The following is a 17,814-nucleotide window of genomic DNA, read 5'->3' on the forward strand; positions in this document are numbered from 1 at the left end:
TGCTACCCACCACGGCGGCTATAATGCCGCGCTTTTGCAGCCGCCGATCCGGCCGGGGTACAAAATGGAACCGCTGATCGAGACAGTCACACAGCAATTGCAGTTAGCGGCGGGCGAAACACGCCGGCTGTTTCATGGTCGTGGCCACCGTTATCCGGGGCTAGAGCACCTGGTGATCGACTGGTTTGCACCGGTGGCCGTTGTGCGGCTGTATGAAGAGGTCGAGCCTGGCTGGTGTGAGCGCCTGTGTGCTGCGCTGGCGCAGGTAGCCGGTATCGAAGCCCTGGTGGTGCAATCCCGTGGCCGCGGCCGCGAGACACGTAACGAGATCGCCTGGGGTCAGGTGCCGGAGCGCCTGGCGGCCACTGAGCTGGGTCTGCAATACTGGGTTTCACCGCTGCAGAATCAGAACAGCGGTCTCTTTCTGGATATGCGCGAAGGGCGGCGCTGGGTACGCGAGCAGGCCCGTGGTGCTCGGGTGCTTAATCTGTTTGCCTACAGTTGTGCTTTTTCAGTGGCGGCCATGGCGGGCGGTGCGGCCTCGGTGGTGAATCTGGACATGAGCCGTGGCGCCCTGGCGCGGGGGCGCGAGAATCACCAGCTCAACGGGCATGACCAGCGCGATGTGCGCTACCTGGGGCATGATCTGCTTAAATCCTGGGGCAAGCTGCGCAAGCTCGGCCCCTATGATCTGATTCTGATTGATCCGCCGAGTTTTCAGCCCGGCAGCTTTATCGCCGAGCAGGATTATCGCAAGGTGGTGCGGCGCCTGCCCGAACTGACCCAGATCGGCAGCCGCATACTGGCGTGCCATAATGACCCCTTGCATGACAGCGGTTTTATCCGCGCGCTCATGGCGCAGGAGTGCCCGCAGTTTGCCTTTCGTGAGCGGCTGGATAACCCCGACGACTTTCCCGAGCAGGACCCGGAGCGGGCCCTCAAGGTATTGCTGTTCGAACGGGAGGCCTGATGGATATTATCTGCCTGGATTTCGAGGCCAGCGGATTGGGGACAAGTTCCTACCCGATAGAGGTGGCCTGGCGCGATGCCGGCAGCGGCGAACAGGACAGTTTTCTGATAGACCCGCAGTCAGTGCCGGGCTGGACACACTGGGATGAGGTAGCCGAGGGCATTCATGGTCTGGCCCGCGAAGAACTGCACGATCAGGGTGTCACTGCGGCGGCGGCCTGCTGGCGGCTGAACCGGGCGCTGGAAGGCAAGATGGTTTACTGCGATGCGCTGGAGTTCGATCACTTCTGGATGCGGCGTCTGTACGATGCGGCGCAAATGCGTCCGCTGTTTCAGCTCAGGGGCCTGGAAGTGCTGCTCAGCGCCGTGCAGCGTCAGCGTTTTCTGGATGCCATCGAATGCCAGGATCGCAATCACCGCGCGCTGGATGATGTTGCCGACCTGATCAGTGCTTTGCAATACGCCTATCAAAAAGCCTGACCTCCAGGCTTGCAGCTTGAGGCTCAGGGTGCGGCGCGGCCACTGAGGGCTGAGGAAATCATGCCTTGCAGTGGCGCTCAGGATGCTTGAAGGGTGCCGCAGTATCGCCTCAGAGGTTCAGCGTCAGTCCATCGATCTGGCTGCGGATGGCATCGTACTGGCCGGTTTCTTCGGGCATGAAGTACAGCTTGAAGTAGCCGCGATCCACCAGATTGCCCTTGTTGCCGTGGATGGTCTCCTTGTAAGTGGCGTGCAGGTAGCTCATCTGCAAGTGGATGACCCGGGTGTGCGGCTGCACGGTAAACTCATGGTTTTCCAGGTCGTAGCGCTTTTTGGCTTCCTTGATACTGTAGAAAGACACCTCGGTGACGTGATTCAGATTGATCAGGAAGTTGGACGTCACCGGAATCAGGCGCTGTTTTTCCAGTCCGTTGTGTTCCATGTAGATGCCGCTGTTCTTGTTGATTTTGATAAACATGATTGACGAACCTCTGCGTGTTTTTTCGACTGCGAATGACTATAAGACAATTTGACTAAGGTTGTGTGACAGCTTAGCAGGTTGTTGAAAAATTTGGTCTTTTCGTAATCTTCTGGCTTTTTCCGAGCTTTGGGCTCTATCTTTAGCGCGGCTCCAGGGCCCGGTTGGGCTGTCGCAGATGCCACTGCTGGCCGTCCCAGGCAAAGTGCTGCAGGCAGCGATAATCCAGTTTTACCGGGGCCTTGCCGCGCATGTCCCACTGACAGGCCGCGGCGAGCAGTGCCCGTATAACGCCCTTGTGACAGAGTGCGCCTGCGCGGCCACATCCTGCCATGCGCATCGACTCTGCCCAGTCCGTAAGGCGCTGCTGTACCTGGCGAGGCGACTCGCCGTTGGGTGGGCGCAGATCCAGCCCCCGGGTTTCCATCGTCGCCATGCCAGCGGGATCTTTAAGTCGCAGGTCGGTAATGCGTTGTCCTTCCCAGTCGCCCCAGTCCATTTCGATCAGTGCCGGTGCAATCTGGGCATCCAGCCCGAGCAGCTGAGCGGTTTCGCGGGCGCGCAGCAGCGGGCTGCTGTACCAGGCGAGCCCGTCCAGGCTCGCGGGTAGCTTGAGGCGCTGAAAATCGCTGCGGCTTTGCGGCATCAGGGGCTCGTCATGGCGGCCCTGCAGGCGCTTCAGGCGGTTCCATTCGGTTGGGCCGTGGCGCAGGCAGATCAGCTCGAATGCGGCTTCAGGCATTAGCTTTTTAGGCATGAAAGAGCGGCTCCAGTTCGGTGCGCAGCACGGTGGCGGCAGATTGTAGAGAGTGCTGCTGACGAATGCTGGCCAGGCTTGCGTCACGCCATTGCTGGCGCAGCGCCGGCTGTGCCAGTGCCGCGTCCAAGGCCCGGGCCAGGGCGCCGGGATCCCGCGGGGCAACCAGCTGGCCGGTCAGGTTGTGATGCACCACCGCCGCCACGCCTCTTTCGTTGCCGGCAATCACCGGCAAGCCCTGCGCCTGGGCCTCCAGCAGTGCCATGCCAAAGGCTTCATTGACCGCGGGCCAGGCCATTAGATCGGCAGCCCGCAGCAGGGGCGTCAGCTCAGCGGGCGAGAGCCTGCCCAGAAAGCGCACGCGCGCCTGCTGATCCGACGGGTTCTGCGGGCCAAAGGCGGCTTGCACCTCATTGCGGGCGCTGCCATCACCGACAATCAGCAGCTGGGCGTCACCGTGCAGCTGTGCAAGGCTTGCCGCCAGCACGCGGTAGGACGCCAGCTTGTCGCCGGCGCGCATCATGGCCACGCTGATCAGCCAGGGCTTGTGGGGGTTCAGCTGCCAGCGTCGGGCCAGGGCAGCTTTGTCGATGCAGGCGACAGCTTGAGCCTCGAGGTCAATAAAGGGCGTCAGGCTGACAATGGGCGCCTTGGGTCCAAGACAGGCCTTGAGGCCGTCGACATCGGTGGGATTGAGCGTGAAGATGCGTTGTGCCAGATGCAGCGCAGCGTCGACGCTCTGGTGCGACAGTGCCCAGGGGCCCTGGGCGCGGCTGGGGGCCCAGGAGGCTTCGGCGCAGACGTAGGGAATGCCGAGCTGCCGGCAGACGGCGGGGCCAATCCAGTCCGGCGCCTTGTAGTACAGATGATAGGTAAACCAGAGCCTGGGGCGCCATTGCTGGCGTTGCCAGTGCCGGATCAGGCGTGTTGCCAACTTTTCGCCCAGCTGTGCCATGTGCAGTTGGCGCACAGGGTCACCGCTGGCATCCCGGCTGCGCAGGGTGCTGGCCAGGCGTACATCAAAACCCGCTTCCTTCAGTGCGCTCATGAGCAGCCGGGCCAGCAGCCGGTCGCCCGACGGGTTGGCGTGGCTGGGCGCCTTGAGGGGGGCGTAGAAAGCGACGGGGGCGGACATAAGGCTCAGTGGTCGCAGCCGCAGTGTTGGGCGGCTGCGGTGCTGGTGTCGGCCGGTGCTTCCGGCAGATCGAACAGCGCTGCCAGCTGATCAATGCCGCGCTCGACATCAAACACCTGCTGTACGCGTTGCTGGCCGGCCTGGCCCAGGCGGGTGCGCAGCGCAGGATTTTGCAGCAGCTGTTGCAGCGCATCGGACAGCGCAGGGCTATCGGCGGGGCCCACCAGCCAGCCGGTGTGCTGGTGTTCGATCAGCTCGGGAATGCCGGAAATGGTCGTGCTCAGGCAGCAGAGTCCCTGGCTTTGGGCTTCCATCAGCACATTGGGCAGGCCATCGCGATCGCCATCATCGACGATCTTGCTGGCCAGCACGAACAGATCCGAGGCGCGGTAGCTTTCCAGTACTTCTGTCTGGGGCAGGGCGCCGAGCCACTGGATGCGCTCGCCGATGCCAAGCGCTTCTGCCTGTTGTTTCAGGCGGCTCAGGAGCGGGCCGCCGCCGATATGGGTCAGTTGCCAGGCGCAGTCGGCCGGCAGCGCCGCCAGCGCATTGAGCAGGTCATCATAGCCTTTTTTGGCCACCGCACGGCCGACCGAGATCAGCCGTACCGGATCCTGCGACTGGCGGGCATCACGCAGCTGTGGCACGCCGGGCGGGGCGGAAAAACGGCGCAGATCCAGGCCGTGGTACACCAGATGCACTCTTGAAGGGTCGGCGGCCAGTCCCTGCAGATAGTCGTGGTTGGCGCCGGTACAGGTCGCCAGCCAGGCCAGTTCTGCGAGCTTTTCCCGCAGCTCCCAGGTGTCGCTGGTCCAGATGTCCTTGGCGTGGGCTGAGGCGCTCCAGGGCAGACCGGTGAGCAGGGCGCAATAGCGTGTGACCGAGGCGGGTGTGTGCAGGAAGTGGGCGTAGAGCTGCTCGGTCCCTGGCGGCAATTCTGCGGCCAGTACCAGGGCCTGGCCCAGGCGACGCAGGCGATTGCGGCTGCTATCGCGCCTGAAGTCCTGCCACCAGCGTTGCAGACAGGTGCGATAGCCTGGCATGCGGCGTGCCTGCCACCAGCCCTTGAGCACCCGCAGGGGTTCCTGGTGCAGGTATTCGGGCAGGTAGAGCACCTGTGCCTGAATTTCGTCGTGTATCGGATGGGTGGCCTTGTCGGTGGGGTGGCGCAGGGAGGCCAGGGTAATCTTCATGCCTCGCAGCTCCAGGGCGCGTATTTCCTGGGCGATAAAGGTTTCCGACAGGCGTGGATAGCCTTTCAGTACGAGGGTGATCTGTCGGCTCAAGCGGTACTCCTTCATGGCCAATACTTTACAAAGCCGCCACTCAGGCGGTTGGCAGGGCAGATCCTTCAATCCAGCGAACCTGCGGGGACGCTGCCAGTGTGTGGGTCAGCTGCTCGAGGAAGGCCCAGCAGGCCGGATCATGATCCAGGTGGTGGGTCATCAGGCCGCAGGGCTCGCTTGCATCCACCCGGCCGAGCCTGCGCGCTTCCAGGTTGGCAATAATACGTTTGAGCACCAGGTCGGTGCCGGCGAAGCGCCGCGCCTGCCAGTCGATAATATCGATATGGACATTGATCTGCAGCGGGCCCACAGGTTCCGCCGGTCGCGGGCCCAGTACCGACAGGCGTCGATAGCCCAGCCCCGGCAGCAGGGGCAACAGGTCGGCATCGATACGGTTCCAGGGCGGCACCAGTATATCCAGCGCCTGGGGGCCAAACAGCTGTGCCAGGCGTTGTCGGCCTGTACGCAGCTGCTGCAGTATTTCATCCCGGGGCCGGGGGCCACCGAGTTCGCGCTTGCGCTCGCCGGGGGCGGCGTAGGCGCGGTGATCGTAGCCGTGCTGCAGCACCCAGGCGCGAGGCTCGGTGCCCAGACGCCGGGCCAGGGCCTCGGTGCACAGGGCGGGAATGACCGCCAGGCTCAGATCAATGTCGTGCTGACCGGTGATGGCAAGCAGTCGGTCGAGTGCGGCGCTGGGTTCAATGGCATCGTCATCGCGCCACCAGAAGGTGGCGGGCGTGTGCCAGAGATCCAGTTCCTGTTGCAGTGCCTGCCAGGGCGTCATGCCGGTGGACCTTTTAGCAGCCTGAGCAGGTCGGCGGCGGCGTCGCGGGCGCCATCGAGGCGCAGCTCGGGCGAGGCGGCGTCCTGTGGTCCTGCCTTTAGCGCCCGCTGCGCAGCCAGACTGAGGCTCTGGGCGCACAGCTCGGCTTCATCGGCGATGCTGACGTGCCCGGCGTCTGCCAGCTGGCGGGCGCGGCTAATCTGTTCGGTTTCGCCGCTGCCGATATAGGGCACGACCACCGCCGGTACCTGGCTGACCAGCAGGTCCATCACAGTGTTATAGCCGGCCTGGGAGATGGATAGCTCAGCGCCTGCCAGGCGGCTGATAAAGTCGCTGCAAAAGCGCACCAGCTGCAGTTCGGGCGAATGCAGTGACTGTTGCAGTTGATCGAAATCCGTCTGCGGCAGGTTGGGGCCTGCGATCAGGGTCCAGGGGCGACCCGGCAGCAGCCCTGCACGGTGAGCCGCGATGGCCGCCTGCAGCAGGCGCAGCCCAACGGCACCGCCACCGGCCGAGACGACAACGCCGCAGCGTGGTCGGGGCGCAGGCACCGCGGGGGCTATATATCCGGTGTAATACAGGCGCTGGTCAAGCTTGGGTGTCAGGCCATAGCTGGCATCCAGCGGCGCGAAGTGCGGATCGCCATGGGCCCAGATGCGGCTGTAGTGTTGGTTGATCAGTTGCAGGGTTTCGTCTTCCCGCTGCGGGCTGCGCTGCTGCACTATGTCGCGCAGGGAACACACAAGGTGCGGACGCGGGCTCTGCTGCTGTGCCCAGTCGAGCAGGGGGCGCAGCTCAAAACGCATCTGGCGACGGCCAAAGGGAAACAGCTCGGTAATGATGACCTCGGGCCGGATCTGCGCCGCCAGCGCCAGTAGCTGGTCGCGGCGGGCATTGCGGGTGGCATCGCTGAGCGACTTGCCGGTGGCGTCTACCAGGGTGGAGAAGTCGGCATTCTCGACCCGGATGGCGCTAAGGTAATGGCAGTGAGCGCCGCCAAAACCGATCGAGGGCACCGGCTCTCCGCCCAGAACCATGTGCACATCAAGGCCGGCTTCAACCAGCGCCTCGCACAGCAGGGCGGCGCGGCGCAGGTGCCCCACACCCAGCAGGTGCTGCACGTAAAACAGTACTCGTGCGGGGGCAGTGCCTGATGGGTTCATTGCGGCGCCTGGTTGAACAGCTCACCGATGCGCTCAGTAACACTGTCAAGACCGCCAAGCCACTCGGCCTTGTCGGCGACACCCGGGGGTGATTGCAGCGGCAATTGTTGCAGGGCATCGACCATTTCGGCGGTGGAGCGTTCGCCGTCGGCATCCACCAGGCTGATCAGGTTCAGCGCGGCGGCATTTTGTGCCCGTATCAGCTGCTCCTTGCGCGGGAAGCTGCGGGGCAGGATCAGCGCCGGGCGATCAAGCGACAGGATCTCGCAGAAGGTGTTGTAGCCGCCCATGGCAACCACGGCGCTGGCGTTGGCCATAAGGCGTTCAAGCTGCGCATCGAAGGTGATCATGTCCACATTGGGCAGTACTTCTGCGCGGTTCAAAAACTGCTGGCGTTCGGCCTGGGGCATAAAGGGGCCCAGTACAAAGAGCGCGCGCCAGGGCAGTGGGGCGCCGGATTCGTAAGCGCGCAGCACCCAGTCGGTCATCTCGATGCCATCGCCGCCGCCGCCGGGTGTCACCAGAATGTAGGGCTGCTCCGGGGAGGTGGAATCGACAGTATTGGCGACCTCGGGAATTTCGCGGCGCAGGTAGCCGGTATAGCGCATCTTGTCCATGGTATCGGCATGGATCGGCAGACTGCTCAGGGGGTTGCCCATGGCGCGGGGGCCATAGACCCAGAGCTCGTCGTACAGGCGTTCCAGTTCGCCGAAAATACCCTTCTTGTGCCACTCGGCGGTCAGCAGGTCCGGCGCATCCATGACATCGCGCAGGCCCAGTATGGTCTGGGTTGGCGTGTCCTTGAGCATTTCAAGCGTCGAGTGCACTTCGCCCTTGAGACCCAGCGGCTCCTTGTCGACCAGGAAAATATCCGGCGCAAACGCCTTGGTGGTGTTCAGGATAATGCTTTCACGCAGTGCCAGGGTGTCGGCCAGGTCGATGTGCAGCGCAAGCGAGGTGTAGTCGCCATTGTGCAGCTTGATGACGCCTGGGATACGTACGAAGTCGACCCGGGCCTTGAAGTCGAAGCGGCCGATGATGGGCGACCCGGTCATGATCAGCACCGAAAGCCCCTTGTAGGCATCCACCATGGCATGGGCCAGCGCGCGGCAGCGGCGCAGGTGGCCGAGACCGAAGGAATCATGGCTGTAGATCAGCAAGCGACGGTTTTTCAAACTATTGCCTTATGCAGCTGCGTCCATTTCTGGCGGCCATAGTAATGCACCGGCTCGGGGCTTGTATAGCCATGGCCGGTGCGGTGCGGGTGTGGTTCAGGCCGAACCATCTTCGTCATACAGGTTTTTGCCGTGGTCATCGTCGATACGGTTGCTCTTGAGCAGGTCTGGATGCAGTGCCAGTGCTGCAGCTGCGCCCGCCAGACCAAGGCCGGTCGCACCCGCAGGATCCGTGGTATTGGTCGCAGCAGCGCTGTCGGGCAGCAGGACATGCACCGAACGGTGGGCAAAGCGAATGCCGTTGGCTTCCAGTGCATCCTTCACCTGGCGGTAAGCTTCACGGCGGATCACCCATTGCTCGCCGGGTTTGCAGGTGAATTTCATGCGAAAGATTAGGGCTGATTCCTCGACTCGCATCACCCCCTGGGACTTGAGCGGTAGCAGTATATGGGGGCCCATTTCCGGATCATCGAGCATTGCGATGCCTATTTTCTTGATGATCTTGCGCACCTGCTCGATGTCGGTGTCATAGGGCAGGCGGAACTCGAGCTTCATGGTGACCCAGTCCCGTGACAGGTTCTTTACGGTGGCAATTTCGCTGTAGGGGATGGTCTGCACGGCGCCCAGGTGATGACGCAGGCGCATGGAGCGCAGCGAGATCTGCTCCACGGTGCCGCGAAGGCCAGCGGCCTCAATGTACTCGCCGCGGCGAAAGGCATCATCCAGCAGGAAAAAGATGCCGGACAGTATGTCCTGCACCAGCTTCTGGGCACCAAAGCCAATGGCGATGCCCACGACACCGGCGCCGGCCAGTAAGGGGCCTATCTCGATGCCAGTCACGCTCAGCGCCATTAAGGCGACCACGATCACCAGTATGACGGAGGTAAAGCTGCGTACCAGTGGCAGCAGGGTCTCGGCTCTGGAGGCGCCTGCGGCACCGCCTTCGCCTTCAAGGCTGGCAATGGCGTCTTCGCTCTGGGGTTCAGGCAGGCGCCGTTCGATGGCGGACTGGATCACCTGCCAGCAGGTATAGGCCAGCAGCAGGATGACCATGATGTCGATGGCGACGCCCAGGCTGCGCTGCACCAGGGTTTCCTCCAGCATCGACATGGACGAAAAGCCGAAAGTCTCGCTGAGAAAGAACAGTGTCATGCCGAGCAGAATCAGGCGGCTGCCGTTCTGGATGATGCGGATGAAACTGCGTGAGCGCTGCTCGAAGGTATGGCTTTGCAGCCATGAGAACTGGCACATGCGCTGCAACAGGGCGTGCAGCAGTCGGTCGATGAGGATAAAGCCCAGTGTCAGCCACCAGACCGGGTCTACGCTGCGGGCGGTTTCGTAATTGCCAATAAAGACATGGTAGCTCCAGATGCCCCAGAGCAGCATCAGCCAGAGGGTGGCCAGCATCGGCCAGTTCTGGCGCAGTGTCTGGCGCATGGATGAGCTCTGGTCGGCTTCAGGATCGGCGAACAGGCGGGTAATGGTGTGGCGGTGATGCCAGACGAAGGTAATGGCGATCAGGTTCAGCAGCAGGCCGCCGAGCGGGACTGTAATGGCCGACAGTATGGTTTCAATGCCGTGGTGGTACACCAGTGACAGGCCGCGGGTAACAATGACATAGACGATGGCGAAGCCGATAACCCAGTGGTGGATGTTCTGGGCATTCTCGCAGTCCATGCGAAACGGGCGTATGCCGCGGGCATGGGGGGCGAACAGTGAGCGCGACAGGATGCTCACCAAGCGGATGATACTCACGGCCACCAGCAGCGCCATCAGGGTCGGGCGCAGGCCGGTGCCTGGGTCATAGGCCAGCACGGGGAGGGCGAGGGCACCCAGTACAAAGGCGCCAAGGCGCACCAGGTTGAGTGCCGCCTGCAGGAACAGATAACCCACACTGGTGGACAGGCTCTGACACTGCTGACAGGAAATATCGGACGACATGCGTCTGAGTTTCCAGCCCAGCAGGCCTTCAACCGTCAGGCCCGACAGCAGCATCAGCGCAAAGGCGATCATCAGATCGCTGAAACCGTCCCAGCCGCGCTGATCGGTAAGTGAATCCCAGAAATGCTGTTGCTGTTGCGGCCAGCGCTCGAAGCTCTGTTGCAGCAGCAGGAGCCTGCCTTCGAAATCATTGGTCGGCGCCGGCATGCTTTGCAGGGCGTCGTAGGGGTTGGGCTTGCGGGCAATGCTTTGCTGTTCGAGCTGGTCGAGCAGCATCTGGCGCACTTCGCCGTCGCTCATCTGGGCGACCTTGCCGGTGCTGGACTGCCGCGCCTGGTCTGCAGTGACGGCCGCCGCCAGTCCCAGCTGGCTGAACATCAGCAGCAGGGACGACAGTAACAGGTTGCGCCAGAAAAATCGGGTCATGGTGGCTTCCAGTCTTATTATTCTGATGAATCGGCACGTGCGCATTGTTCATGCGCGTCTTCCAGCATGCCAGAGAATGACGCCCGGGTCAGTCTCCGGCATTCAGGCTGCAGTCTTATTGCCGGTACAGGCGCAGAAAGTCGGCCAGACGCTGGATGGCATCTTCGAGTTCATCCTGGCGCGGCAGGAAGACGACGCGAAAGTGCTGTGTATCCATCATGTTGAAGCCGCTGCCTTGCACCACCAGCACTTTTTGCTGCTGCAGCAGGTCAAGTACCATTTTTTCGTCGTTGTGGATCGGGTACATCTGCGGATCCAGTTTCGGGAACAGGTACATGGCGGCCTTGGGGCGGACGCAGGAAACCCCCGGGATTTCGTTGATCAGGCGCCAGGCGCTGTCCATCTGGTCGTACAGGCGCCCGCCGGGTACGGTCAGCTCGTTGATGCTCTGGTAGCCGCCCAGTGCCGTCTGGATGGCGTGCTGTGCCGGGACATTGGCGCACAGGCGCATGCTGGCGAGCATGTCGAGCCCCTCGATGTAATCGCGGGCGTTGTGCTTGGGACCGCTGACGATTACCCAGCCGGAGCGAAAGCCGGCGGCGCGGTAGGTCTTGGACAGGCCGTTAAAGGTAAGGCACAAGACATCATCCGCCAGGGAGGCGAGGGAGGTGTGCTCGTGGCCGTCGTACAGAATCTTGTCGTAGATTTCGTCGGCAAACAGGATCAGGTCGTGCTCGCGGGCCAGATCAATAATCTGCTGCAACAGCTCCAGCGGGTAGAGGGCGCCGGTGGGGTTGTTGGGGTTGATTACCACTATGCCCTTGGTGCGCTCGGTAATCTTGCTGCGCATGTCCTCGATATCCGGGAACCAGTCGGCCTGTTCGTCACAGACATAATGGATCGGATTGCCGCCGGCCAGGCTCACGGCCGCAGTCCAGAGCGGGTAGTCGGGCGAGGGGATCAGCATTTCATCGGTATCGTTAAGCAGGCCCTGCATGGCCATGACGATCAGTTCGGATACGCCGTTGCCGATGTAGATGTCTTCGATGGTGACGTTGCGAATGCCCTTGCGCTGGGATTCCTGCATAATGGCCTTGCGCGCCGAAAACAGTCCCTTGGAGTCGCAGTAACCCTGGGCTGATGGCAGGTTGTGGATGACGTCCTGCACGATTTCTTCCGGGGCTTCAAAGCCCCAGGGCGCCGGGTTGCCGATATTCAGCTTGAGAATGCGATGGCCTTCTTCTTCAAGCCGCTTGGCTTCCTGCAGAACAGGGCCGCGGATGTCGTAGCAGACGTTGATCAGCTTGTTCGATTTTCTGATTACTGGCATGGTTGCAACCCTGAACTCCATTGCAGTTGCGATTGGTTTTAGCAGGCTGTCGGGCTTTTCCGCCGTAGATCAGTGTTAAGTCCGACAGGCTGCCAGGCACTGCGACTGGCTGGACAATATTTGGCGAAGTGCCTGTGTCCATTGGCGAAAAGGGATAAATCATACGTCCTTTTTCAGTGCAAAAGAATATGCGGCCACAGAATAGAGCCGTGCTGCACACGCAATGGTCACGGGCATGCAATATCAGGGATGCAAAGAGCGGCGATGAAGTCATTTCAGTGGCTGTACCAACATGTGGTTGAGCATCGCGCAGGTGAAGACATCGAGGCCCTGCTGCCGCAGTCGCTTGATGCGGCGCAGCTGGCGGCGGTGGGTGATGACCGTTTGCTGTCTGATCTGTGTCGGCGGGTGTTCCGTGCCGGGCTCAGGCATGCGCTGGTGGATGCGCGCTGGCCGGCTTTTGAGGAGGCGTTTTGGGGATTTGATGCTCACAAGGTCGCGCTTATGTCGGATGAGCAGCTCGAACGCCTGATGCAGAACGACAAGCTGATCCGGCACTGGGGCAAGCTCAAGTCGGTGCGGGCCAATGCCTTTATGGTGACGGAGATGGCGTCAAGGCACGGCAGCTTTGCGCGCTTTCTGGCGGACTGGCCGCAGGACAACATAGTTGGGCTCTGGCGGTTGCTCAAACAGCAGGGCTCGCAGCTGGGCGGCAATTCCGGGCCTTACTTCCTGCGCATGGTAGGCAAGGATACCTTTGTGCTGACCGACGATGTGGTTGCCGGCCTGATTGCACAGGGCGTGGTGGACAAGAGGCCGACGGCGCAGCGTGATCTGCGCCTGGTGCAGCAGGCCTTCAATCAGTGGCAGCTGGAATCCGGCCGGCCCCTGTGTCAGATCAGCCGGCTGCTGGCCATGACTGTCGGCTGGTAATTGCCGGGAGCAGGCGAGGGCGGGTCCCGGCCTGTCGCGTTTAATACTGCTGGTTAATGAAGTGCAGCAGTTTGGGGTCGTTGAAGGCGCGGCTCAGAGTATCGCTGGCCAGCAGGTTGAACAGTTCCTGGTTCTTGCTTTCAGACGGTGTCAGGGGGGACTGATAGCGCTGCTCCGATTTGTACTCTCCACTGAACGAGCGGCCATTCATCTGGGTCACCAGTCGCAGCGTCATCTGCAGGCGCACCTGTTGCTGTGAGCCTTCCTGGCTGGCCTTGTAGGTCAGCTCGTCCAGCAGCAGTGTGATCTTGAGTTCGTTACGCTGCCCGGTGTTGCTCCCAAACTGGTATGCGCCCATTTGCCGCAAACCCTGTTGGGCGCTGCTCAGCAGGGTATAGCGCGCATCCCTTGCCAGTGTAATAAACGCATTCTGCTCAAAGCGCGATACGCGGTGGCCAATGATCGGAGACGTGCGCAGATCCTTCGCATCCAGCTCGACCTGAATGCCGCTGGGCAGGCGTTGCTGGGTATCGATCTGAGGCTGAAGCTCGATCTGCTGCGGGCTCAGGCTGGTACAGCCGGTGACGAGGGTGATGAGCAGACTGAAAAACAGGTACGTGCAACGGGACATGACTTACTCCTGATCCTGAAGGGTGTCGGGCTGCAGCGCGTCAAGAAACGCCGTCAGGCTGTCAGCAATTTTGCGCAGCGGCTTTTTGCCCGGTGCTTCGAGCCAGACGCTGCCGTCGTTGTTGTTAAGACTGATAAACATGTCATCAGGCTCAGTGGTGGCGAAGAACAGTGTCAGTGGCTGCTTCTGACGCGTTTTCATCAGGGCGTGTCCGAGCAGGTTGCTGCGCAGGCGCTCTCCATCTTCGGGGTTCCACAGTTGCAGCAGGGTTAGCCGGTCGGACTGATGCAGCGCGGGCAGCGGGTCGGACCAGTAGCGGCTGTAGAAGGTCACTATATCGGGGTGGATGGGTTGCTCCAGTGCCAGACCAATACGCTCGAACAGATCGCTGATGTCGGCCTGGCGTACAGGGCGCCACTGGGTGGGTGTGCCTGCATCGGCTTCACTCTGATAGCAGTCTGAACGCCACTGGGTGTCAAAAGCGATAAGAGGCAGTCTGCCGGCCTGCTGCAACTGATGTTCAAGCACGCGATCAATAAAGCGGTCAAGTGCCTGGGCGGTGCTGGCGCTCTGGGTCATTGCGTCACTCGGGTCTGGATGTGGAAAACAGCTTGCGCTGCTATGTCGATCAGCATGTCTGTTTGCGTGTCTGCATATGTGTCTTTAAACGCGGCTTACTCTATCTGCTTCGGATTTGATTGTGCAATAGCGCGGTGGAATAGGGCAGTGGACGGCTCTGGCCGATGGTTAAATTGTGGTGAGGCGGTCGGTGGAAGCTTTGCTTTGCAGGCACAGGTACGGGTTGCAGCCACGCGTAAGGACTTTTCTGTATGAAAAGTGCGCAGCTTTAGCATGACTTAAAAAAAATGCAGCTAAACGTTTGACAGCACACGCAAAATCATTAGAATTCGCACTCCGTTCTGAGGCAACAACATCTTCAGGGCGGTTGATCCAAGGGCAGGTTGATGTGTAATCTCCCTTGGTCAGAAGAATGCGGAGTGGTAGTTCAGTTGGTTAGAATACCTGCCTGTCACGCAGGGGGTCGCGGGTTCGAGTCCCGTCCATTCCGCCACTTTTCGAAGTGGAAGCTTTAGAAAAATGTAAGCAGCAAGACTTCGTTTCAAAGTGCTGAAGCGTCGTATTAAAGGCCAGCGTTATGGGCGAATAGCTCAGTTGGGAGAGCGTCTGCCTTACAAGCAGAGGGTCGGGGGTTCGAACCCCTCTTCGCCCACCATAACGGAGTGGTAGTTCAGTTGGTTAGAATACCTGCCTGTCACGCAGGGGGTCGCGGGTTCGAGTCCCGTCCATTCCGCCACTTTTCGAAGTGGAAGCTTTAGAAAAATGTAAGCAGCAAGACTTCGTTTCAAAGTGCTGAAGCGTCGTATTAAGGGCCAGCGTTATGGGCGAATAGCTCAGTTGGGAGAGCGTCTGCCTTACAAGCAGAGGGTCGGGGGTTCGAACCCCTCTTCGCCCACCATAACGGAGTGGTAGTTCAGTTGGTTAGAATACCTGCCTGTCACGCAGGGGGTCGCGGGTTCGAGTCCCGTCCATTCCGCCACTTGCTTTGTGCATGTGGATAGTTTGAAAGATAGTGTTGGAGTAGCAGGTTAGAATAGCAGCCTGTCATTTCATCACAGGTGCGGTCGGGGATTCAGTCCCGTCCATTCCGCCACTTTTCGAAGTGGAAGCTTTAGAAAAATGTAAGCAGCAAGACTTCGTTTCAAAGTGCTGAAGCGTCGTATTAAAGGCCAGCGTTATGGGCGAATAGCTCAGTTGGGAGAGCGTCTGCCTTACAAGCAGAGGGTCGGGGGTTCGAACCCCTCTTCGCCCACCATAACGGAGTGGTAGTTCAGTTGGTTAGAATACCTGCCTGTCACGCAGGGGGTCGCGGGTTCGAGTCCCGTCCATTCCGCCACTTGCTTTGAGCATGTGGGTAGTTTGAAAGATAGTGTTGGGGTAACGGGTTAGAATATCAGCCTGTCATTTCATCACAGGTGCGGCCGGGGATTCAGTCCTGTCCATACTGCCGTTTCTAGCGAAGTGGAAATTGTAAAAGACACTCGTGACAAGTGTTGAGAGCAAGACTTTGTTTCAAAGTGCTGAAACGTCGTATTAAGCCAGCGTTATGGGCGAATAGCTCAGTTGGGAGAGCGTCTGCCTTACAAGCAGAGGGTCGGGGGTTCGAACCCCTCTTCGCCCACCATAACGGAGCGGTAGTTCAGTTGGTTAGAATACCTGCCTGTCACGCAGGGGGTCGCGGGTTCGAGTCCCGTCCGTTCCGCCACTTTTCGAAGTGGCTTTTTTTTGCCTTTTTTTTGCCAGCTTGCTGATCAGTCGCAGTACTTTCTTGGTCAGTGCGGCTATCATCTTGTCCCGTCCTTTGTGTTTTTGTGGCTTTTTTCCTTGCGCAGCTTCCCAGTGCGTTTCAATACCCAGCTTGGGTGCCCATGACTCTGCCTCATTTCAATCCTTTTGATTCTGTCGCCGTGCCGGTTCTACAGCCGTTGCCACTGGAGTTCTATCGCCGTGCTGGCGTCGAGGTCTGGATGTTGCGGCTCGATCAGGTTCATCCGCAGGTCAGCGGCAACAAGTGGTACAAGTTAAAATACGCGCTGCAGAATCTGATGGAGCGGGGCGAGCGGCGTGTGCTCACTTTTGGCGGAGCCTACTCCAATCATGTGCACGCGCTGGCGTTTGCAGGCAAGGCTCTGGGTATCGAGACCATTGGCGTGATTCGCGGGGAGCCTGCCTATGCTGCCAATCCGACACTGTCGGATGCCAGGGCCTGGGGCATGCAGCTCGAATTCGTGGATCGGGCGACCTACCGAAACAAGCAGGATTCTGCATTTGAGCAGCAGTTGCGCACTCGCCTGGGGGATTTTGGTGTTATTGCCGAAGGTGGCTTCGGGCCACTGGGGCTGGCGGGGTGTCGCGAAATTTTTGCAGGTCTTGATGGTGTGGCTGGTTTTGATTTGATCTGTGTCGCCGCCGGCACCGGGGGGACTATGGCGGGGCTGATTGCGACCAGGCCTGCGTCGAGCCGGCTGCTGGGGTTCTCGGCTCTCAAGGGGGGTGAATTTTTATACGCCGATATCGCCGCTTTGCTGCACCAGGCGGGTGAAACTGACCCCGGCGGCTGGGCCCTGCAGCTGGATGCCCATGGCGGCGGTTATGCCCGCACATCGCCATTGCTGGCGGCATTTATGGCGGTTTTTCAGCACAAGACAGGCGTAGCCCTGGATCCTGTGTATACCGGCAAGATGGTGCTGCGTTTCAATCAGATGGTGGAGCAGGGCGAGGTTGCCGCGGGCTCCAGGGTGCTGCTAATCCACACCGGTGGTCTGCAGGGGCTTAGAGGAATGGAAAAAACATTGTACGATCAAGGAAGTGCTTACCGCGGTGGGCTTCCGCTTTGATCGGTTAGCTTAACAACAGGAAGGTTTGATGGACTATTTTCGCAATGTCGGATTGATCGGGCGCCTTGGCAGCAAGTCGGTTATTGATACGCTGAAACAGCTGATTCGCTTTCTCAATGACCGCGGGCTCAACACTGTGCTGGATGAGCGCATCTCCGATACGATTCCCGGGCACGGTCAGCAGACCTGCAAGCAGAAGATGATGGGCGAGATCTGCGATCTGGTGATTGTCGTCGGTGGGGATGGCAGCATGCTGGGGGCAGCCCGGGCGCTGTCACCTTCCCATGTGCCGGTGCTGGGCGTGAACCGCGGCAACCTGGGATTTCTGACTGATATATCGCCGGCCGATATCGAGGCCAAGGTCGCCGAAGTGCTGGAAGGCAAGTACACGGTGGAAAGCCGCTTCCTGCTGGATCTGATCGTCAAGCGCGAAGGTGAGCCCATAGGCGAGGGCACGGCCCTGAACGATATAGTGCTGCACCCCGGCAAGGCGACGCGCATGATTCAGTTTGAGCTCTTTATTGAGGGGCAGTTTGTCTATACGCAGCGCTCCGATGGTCTAATCGTGGCCACGCCAACCGGCTCGACCGCCTATTCACTTTCCGGTGGCGGTCCCATCATGTCGCCCAAGCTGGATGCGCTGGTGCTGGTGCCCATGTTCCCCCATACGCTGTCGAGTCGTCCGATCGTGGTGGATGGCAACAGCGAGCTCAAGCTGGTGATCAGCGACAACAACAAAACCTATCCCACGGTGTCCTGTGACGGTCAGCTGAGCTTCAGTCTGGCGCCGGGGGATGTGATCACCATTCACAAAAAGCCGCACAAGCTCAAGTTGCTGCATCCTCTCAATTATGACTTTTACCGTACCTGTCGCGAAAAGCTCGGGTGGGGGACAAGGCTGGGAGCTTGA

Annotated in this window: 16 protein-coding genes and 9 tRNA genes; 14 read left to right on the forward strand and 11 right to left on the reverse strand. The window is 60.4% G+C overall.

Annotated elements, in window-relative coordinates; translation table 11 throughout:
• Positions 1-64: 64 nt before the first annotated feature.
• Both A8C75_RS07275 and A8C75_RS07280 read left to right on the forward strand, forming a co-directional pair.
• On the forward strand, positions 65-970 hold the full coding sequence (locus tag A8C75_RS07275) for a class I SAM-dependent methyltransferase (RefSeq protein WP_067380092.1): 906 nt from the start codon (positions 65-67) through the stop codon (positions 968-970).
• Complete coding sequence (locus tag A8C75_RS07280; RefSeq protein ID WP_067380094.1) at positions 970-1,449, forward strand: 3'-5' exonuclease family protein; 480 nt, start codon at positions 970-972, stop codon at positions 1,447-1,449. The genes A8C75_RS07275 and A8C75_RS07280 overlap by 1 nt, the downstream gene beginning before the upstream one ends.
• A gap of 109 nt (positions 1,450-1,558) precedes the next feature.
• Here A8C75_RS07280 and A8C75_RS07285 read toward each other — a convergent pair whose 3' ends face one another.
• The 9 genes from A8C75_RS07285 to A8C75_RS07325 form a co-directional block, all read right to left on the reverse strand.
• Complete coding sequence (locus A8C75_RS07285) at positions 1,559-1,927, reverse strand: hypothetical protein (protein WP_067380097.1); 369 nt, start codon at positions 1,925-1,927, stop codon at positions 1,559-1,561.
• Between the two features lie 142 nt (positions 1,928-2,069).
• Positions 2,070-2,684 carry a histidine phosphatase family protein gene (locus A8C75_RS07290; RefSeq protein WP_227819855.1) on the reverse strand — a complete coding sequence of 205 codons (615 nt, stop codon included), beginning with the start codon at positions 2,682-2,684 and terminating at the stop codon, positions 2,070-2,072.
• On the reverse strand, positions 2,677-3,819 hold the full coding sequence (locus A8C75_RS07295; RefSeq protein ID WP_067380103.1) for a glycosyltransferase family 4 protein: 1,143 nt from the start codon (positions 3,817-3,819) through the stop codon (positions 2,677-2,679). Before A8C75_RS07295 ends, A8C75_RS07290 begins: the two co-directional genes overlap by 8 nt.
• Before the next feature lie 5 nt (positions 3,820-3,824).
• Positions 3,825-5,105 carry a glycosyltransferase gene (locus tag A8C75_RS07300; protein ID WP_227819856.1) on the reverse strand — a complete coding sequence of 427 codons (1,281 nt, stop codon included), beginning with the start codon at positions 5,103-5,105 and terminating at the stop codon, positions 3,825-3,827.
• 40 nt (positions 5,106-5,145) lie between these two features.
• A complete protein-coding gene (locus tag A8C75_RS07305) occupies positions 5,146-5,889 on the reverse strand; it encodes a polysaccharide deacetylase family protein (RefSeq protein ID WP_067380109.1) in 744 nt (247 codons plus the stop codon).
• Positions 5,886-7,052: a glycosyltransferase family protein gene (locus A8C75_RS07310; RefSeq protein WP_067380112.1), complete on the reverse strand. Its 1,167-nt coding sequence runs from the start codon at positions 7,050-7,052 to the stop codon at positions 5,886-5,888. Before A8C75_RS07310 ends, A8C75_RS07305 begins: the two co-directional genes overlap by 4 nt.
• Positions 7,049-8,227, reverse strand: a complete 1,179-nt coding sequence (locus tag A8C75_RS07315; RefSeq protein ID WP_067380116.1) for a glycosyltransferase family protein — start codon at positions 8,225-8,227, stop codon at positions 7,049-7,051. The genes A8C75_RS07310 and A8C75_RS07315 overlap by 4 nt, the downstream gene beginning before the upstream one ends.
• Positions 8,228-8,323: 96 nt before the next feature.
• Positions 8,324-10,594 (reverse strand): mechanosensitive ion channel family protein, encoded by a 2,271-nt coding sequence (locus A8C75_RS07320; protein ID WP_067380119.1) that lies wholly within the window; start codon positions 10,592-10,594, stop codon positions 8,324-8,326.
• 115 nt (positions 10,595-10,709) lie between these two features.
• Entirely contained in the window at positions 10,710-11,924 is a 1,215-nt protein-coding gene (locus A8C75_RS07325) for a pyridoxal phosphate-dependent aminotransferase (RefSeq protein WP_067380122.1), read from the reverse strand.
• Between the two features lie 264 nt (positions 11,925-12,188).
• Between A8C75_RS07325 and A8C75_RS07330 the strand changes: the two genes are divergently transcribed.
• Complete coding sequence (locus A8C75_RS07330; RefSeq protein WP_067380125.1) at positions 12,189-12,857, forward strand: DNA-3-methyladenine glycosylase I; 669 nt, start codon at positions 12,189-12,191, stop codon at positions 12,855-12,857.
• 40 nt (positions 12,858-12,897) lie between these two features.
• On the opposite strand, the gene A8C75_RS07335 is transcribed toward A8C75_RS07330, so the two are convergent.
• Entirely contained in the window at positions 12,898-13,488 is a 591-nt protein-coding gene (locus A8C75_RS07335) for a YajG family lipoprotein (protein WP_067380128.1), read from the reverse strand.
• Between the two features lie 3 nt (positions 13,489-13,491).
• Positions 13,492-14,067: a SecY-interacting protein gene (gene syd / locus A8C75_RS07340; RefSeq protein ID WP_067380132.1), complete on the reverse strand. Its 576-nt coding sequence runs from the start codon at positions 14,065-14,067 to the stop codon at positions 13,492-13,494.
• Between the two features lie 416 nt (positions 14,068-14,483).
• Here syd and A8C75_RS07345 point away from each other — a divergent pair.
• The 11 genes from A8C75_RS07345 (at position 14,484) to A8C75_RS07395 (ending at position 17,814) form a co-directional block, all read left to right on the forward strand.
• A tRNA-Asp gene (locus A8C75_RS07345) sits at positions 14,484-14,560 on the forward strand.
• 86 nt (positions 14,561-14,646) lie between these two features.
• Positions 14,647-14,722: transfer RNA gene (locus A8C75_RS07350), tRNA-Val, on the forward strand.
• 4 nt (positions 14,723-14,726) lie between these two features.
• Positions 14,727-14,803 (forward strand) — tRNA-Asp (locus A8C75_RS07355).
• 86 nt (positions 14,804-14,889) lie between these two features.
• Positions 14,890-14,965 (forward strand) — tRNA-Val (locus tag A8C75_RS07360).
• 4 nt (positions 14,966-14,969) lie between these two features.
• Positions 14,970-15,046: transfer RNA gene (locus A8C75_RS07365), tRNA-Asp, on the forward strand.
• 200 nt (positions 15,047-15,246) lie between these two features.
• Positions 15,247-15,322 (forward strand) — tRNA-Val (locus A8C75_RS07370).
• Positions 15,323-15,326: 4 nt separating this feature from the next.
• Positions 15,327-15,403: transfer RNA gene (locus A8C75_RS07375), tRNA-Asp, on the forward strand.
• A 212-nt stretch (positions 15,404-15,615) separates the two neighbouring features.
• Positions 15,616-15,691: transfer RNA gene (locus A8C75_RS07380), tRNA-Val, on the forward strand.
• A 4-nt stretch (positions 15,692-15,695) separates the two neighbouring features.
• Positions 15,696-15,772, forward strand: a tRNA-Asp gene (locus A8C75_RS07385).
• Positions 15,773-15,935: 163 nt separating this feature from the next.
• Complete coding sequence (locus A8C75_RS07390; RefSeq protein WP_067380135.1) at positions 15,936-16,904, forward strand: 1-aminocyclopropane-1-carboxylate deaminase/D-cysteine desulfhydrase; 969 nt, start codon at positions 15,936-15,938, stop codon at positions 16,902-16,904.
• A 28-nt stretch (positions 16,905-16,932) separates the two neighbouring features.
• Positions 16,933-17,814 (forward strand): NAD(+) kinase, encoded by an 882-nt coding sequence (locus tag A8C75_RS07395; RefSeq protein ID WP_067380137.1) that lies wholly within the window; start codon positions 16,933-16,935, stop codon positions 17,812-17,814.

Source organism: Marinobacterium aestuarii, from assembly GCF_001651805.1.
Taxonomy (GTDB): Bacteria; Pseudomonadota; Gammaproteobacteria; order Pseudomonadales; family Balneatricaceae; genus Marinobacterium_A; species Marinobacterium_A aestuarii.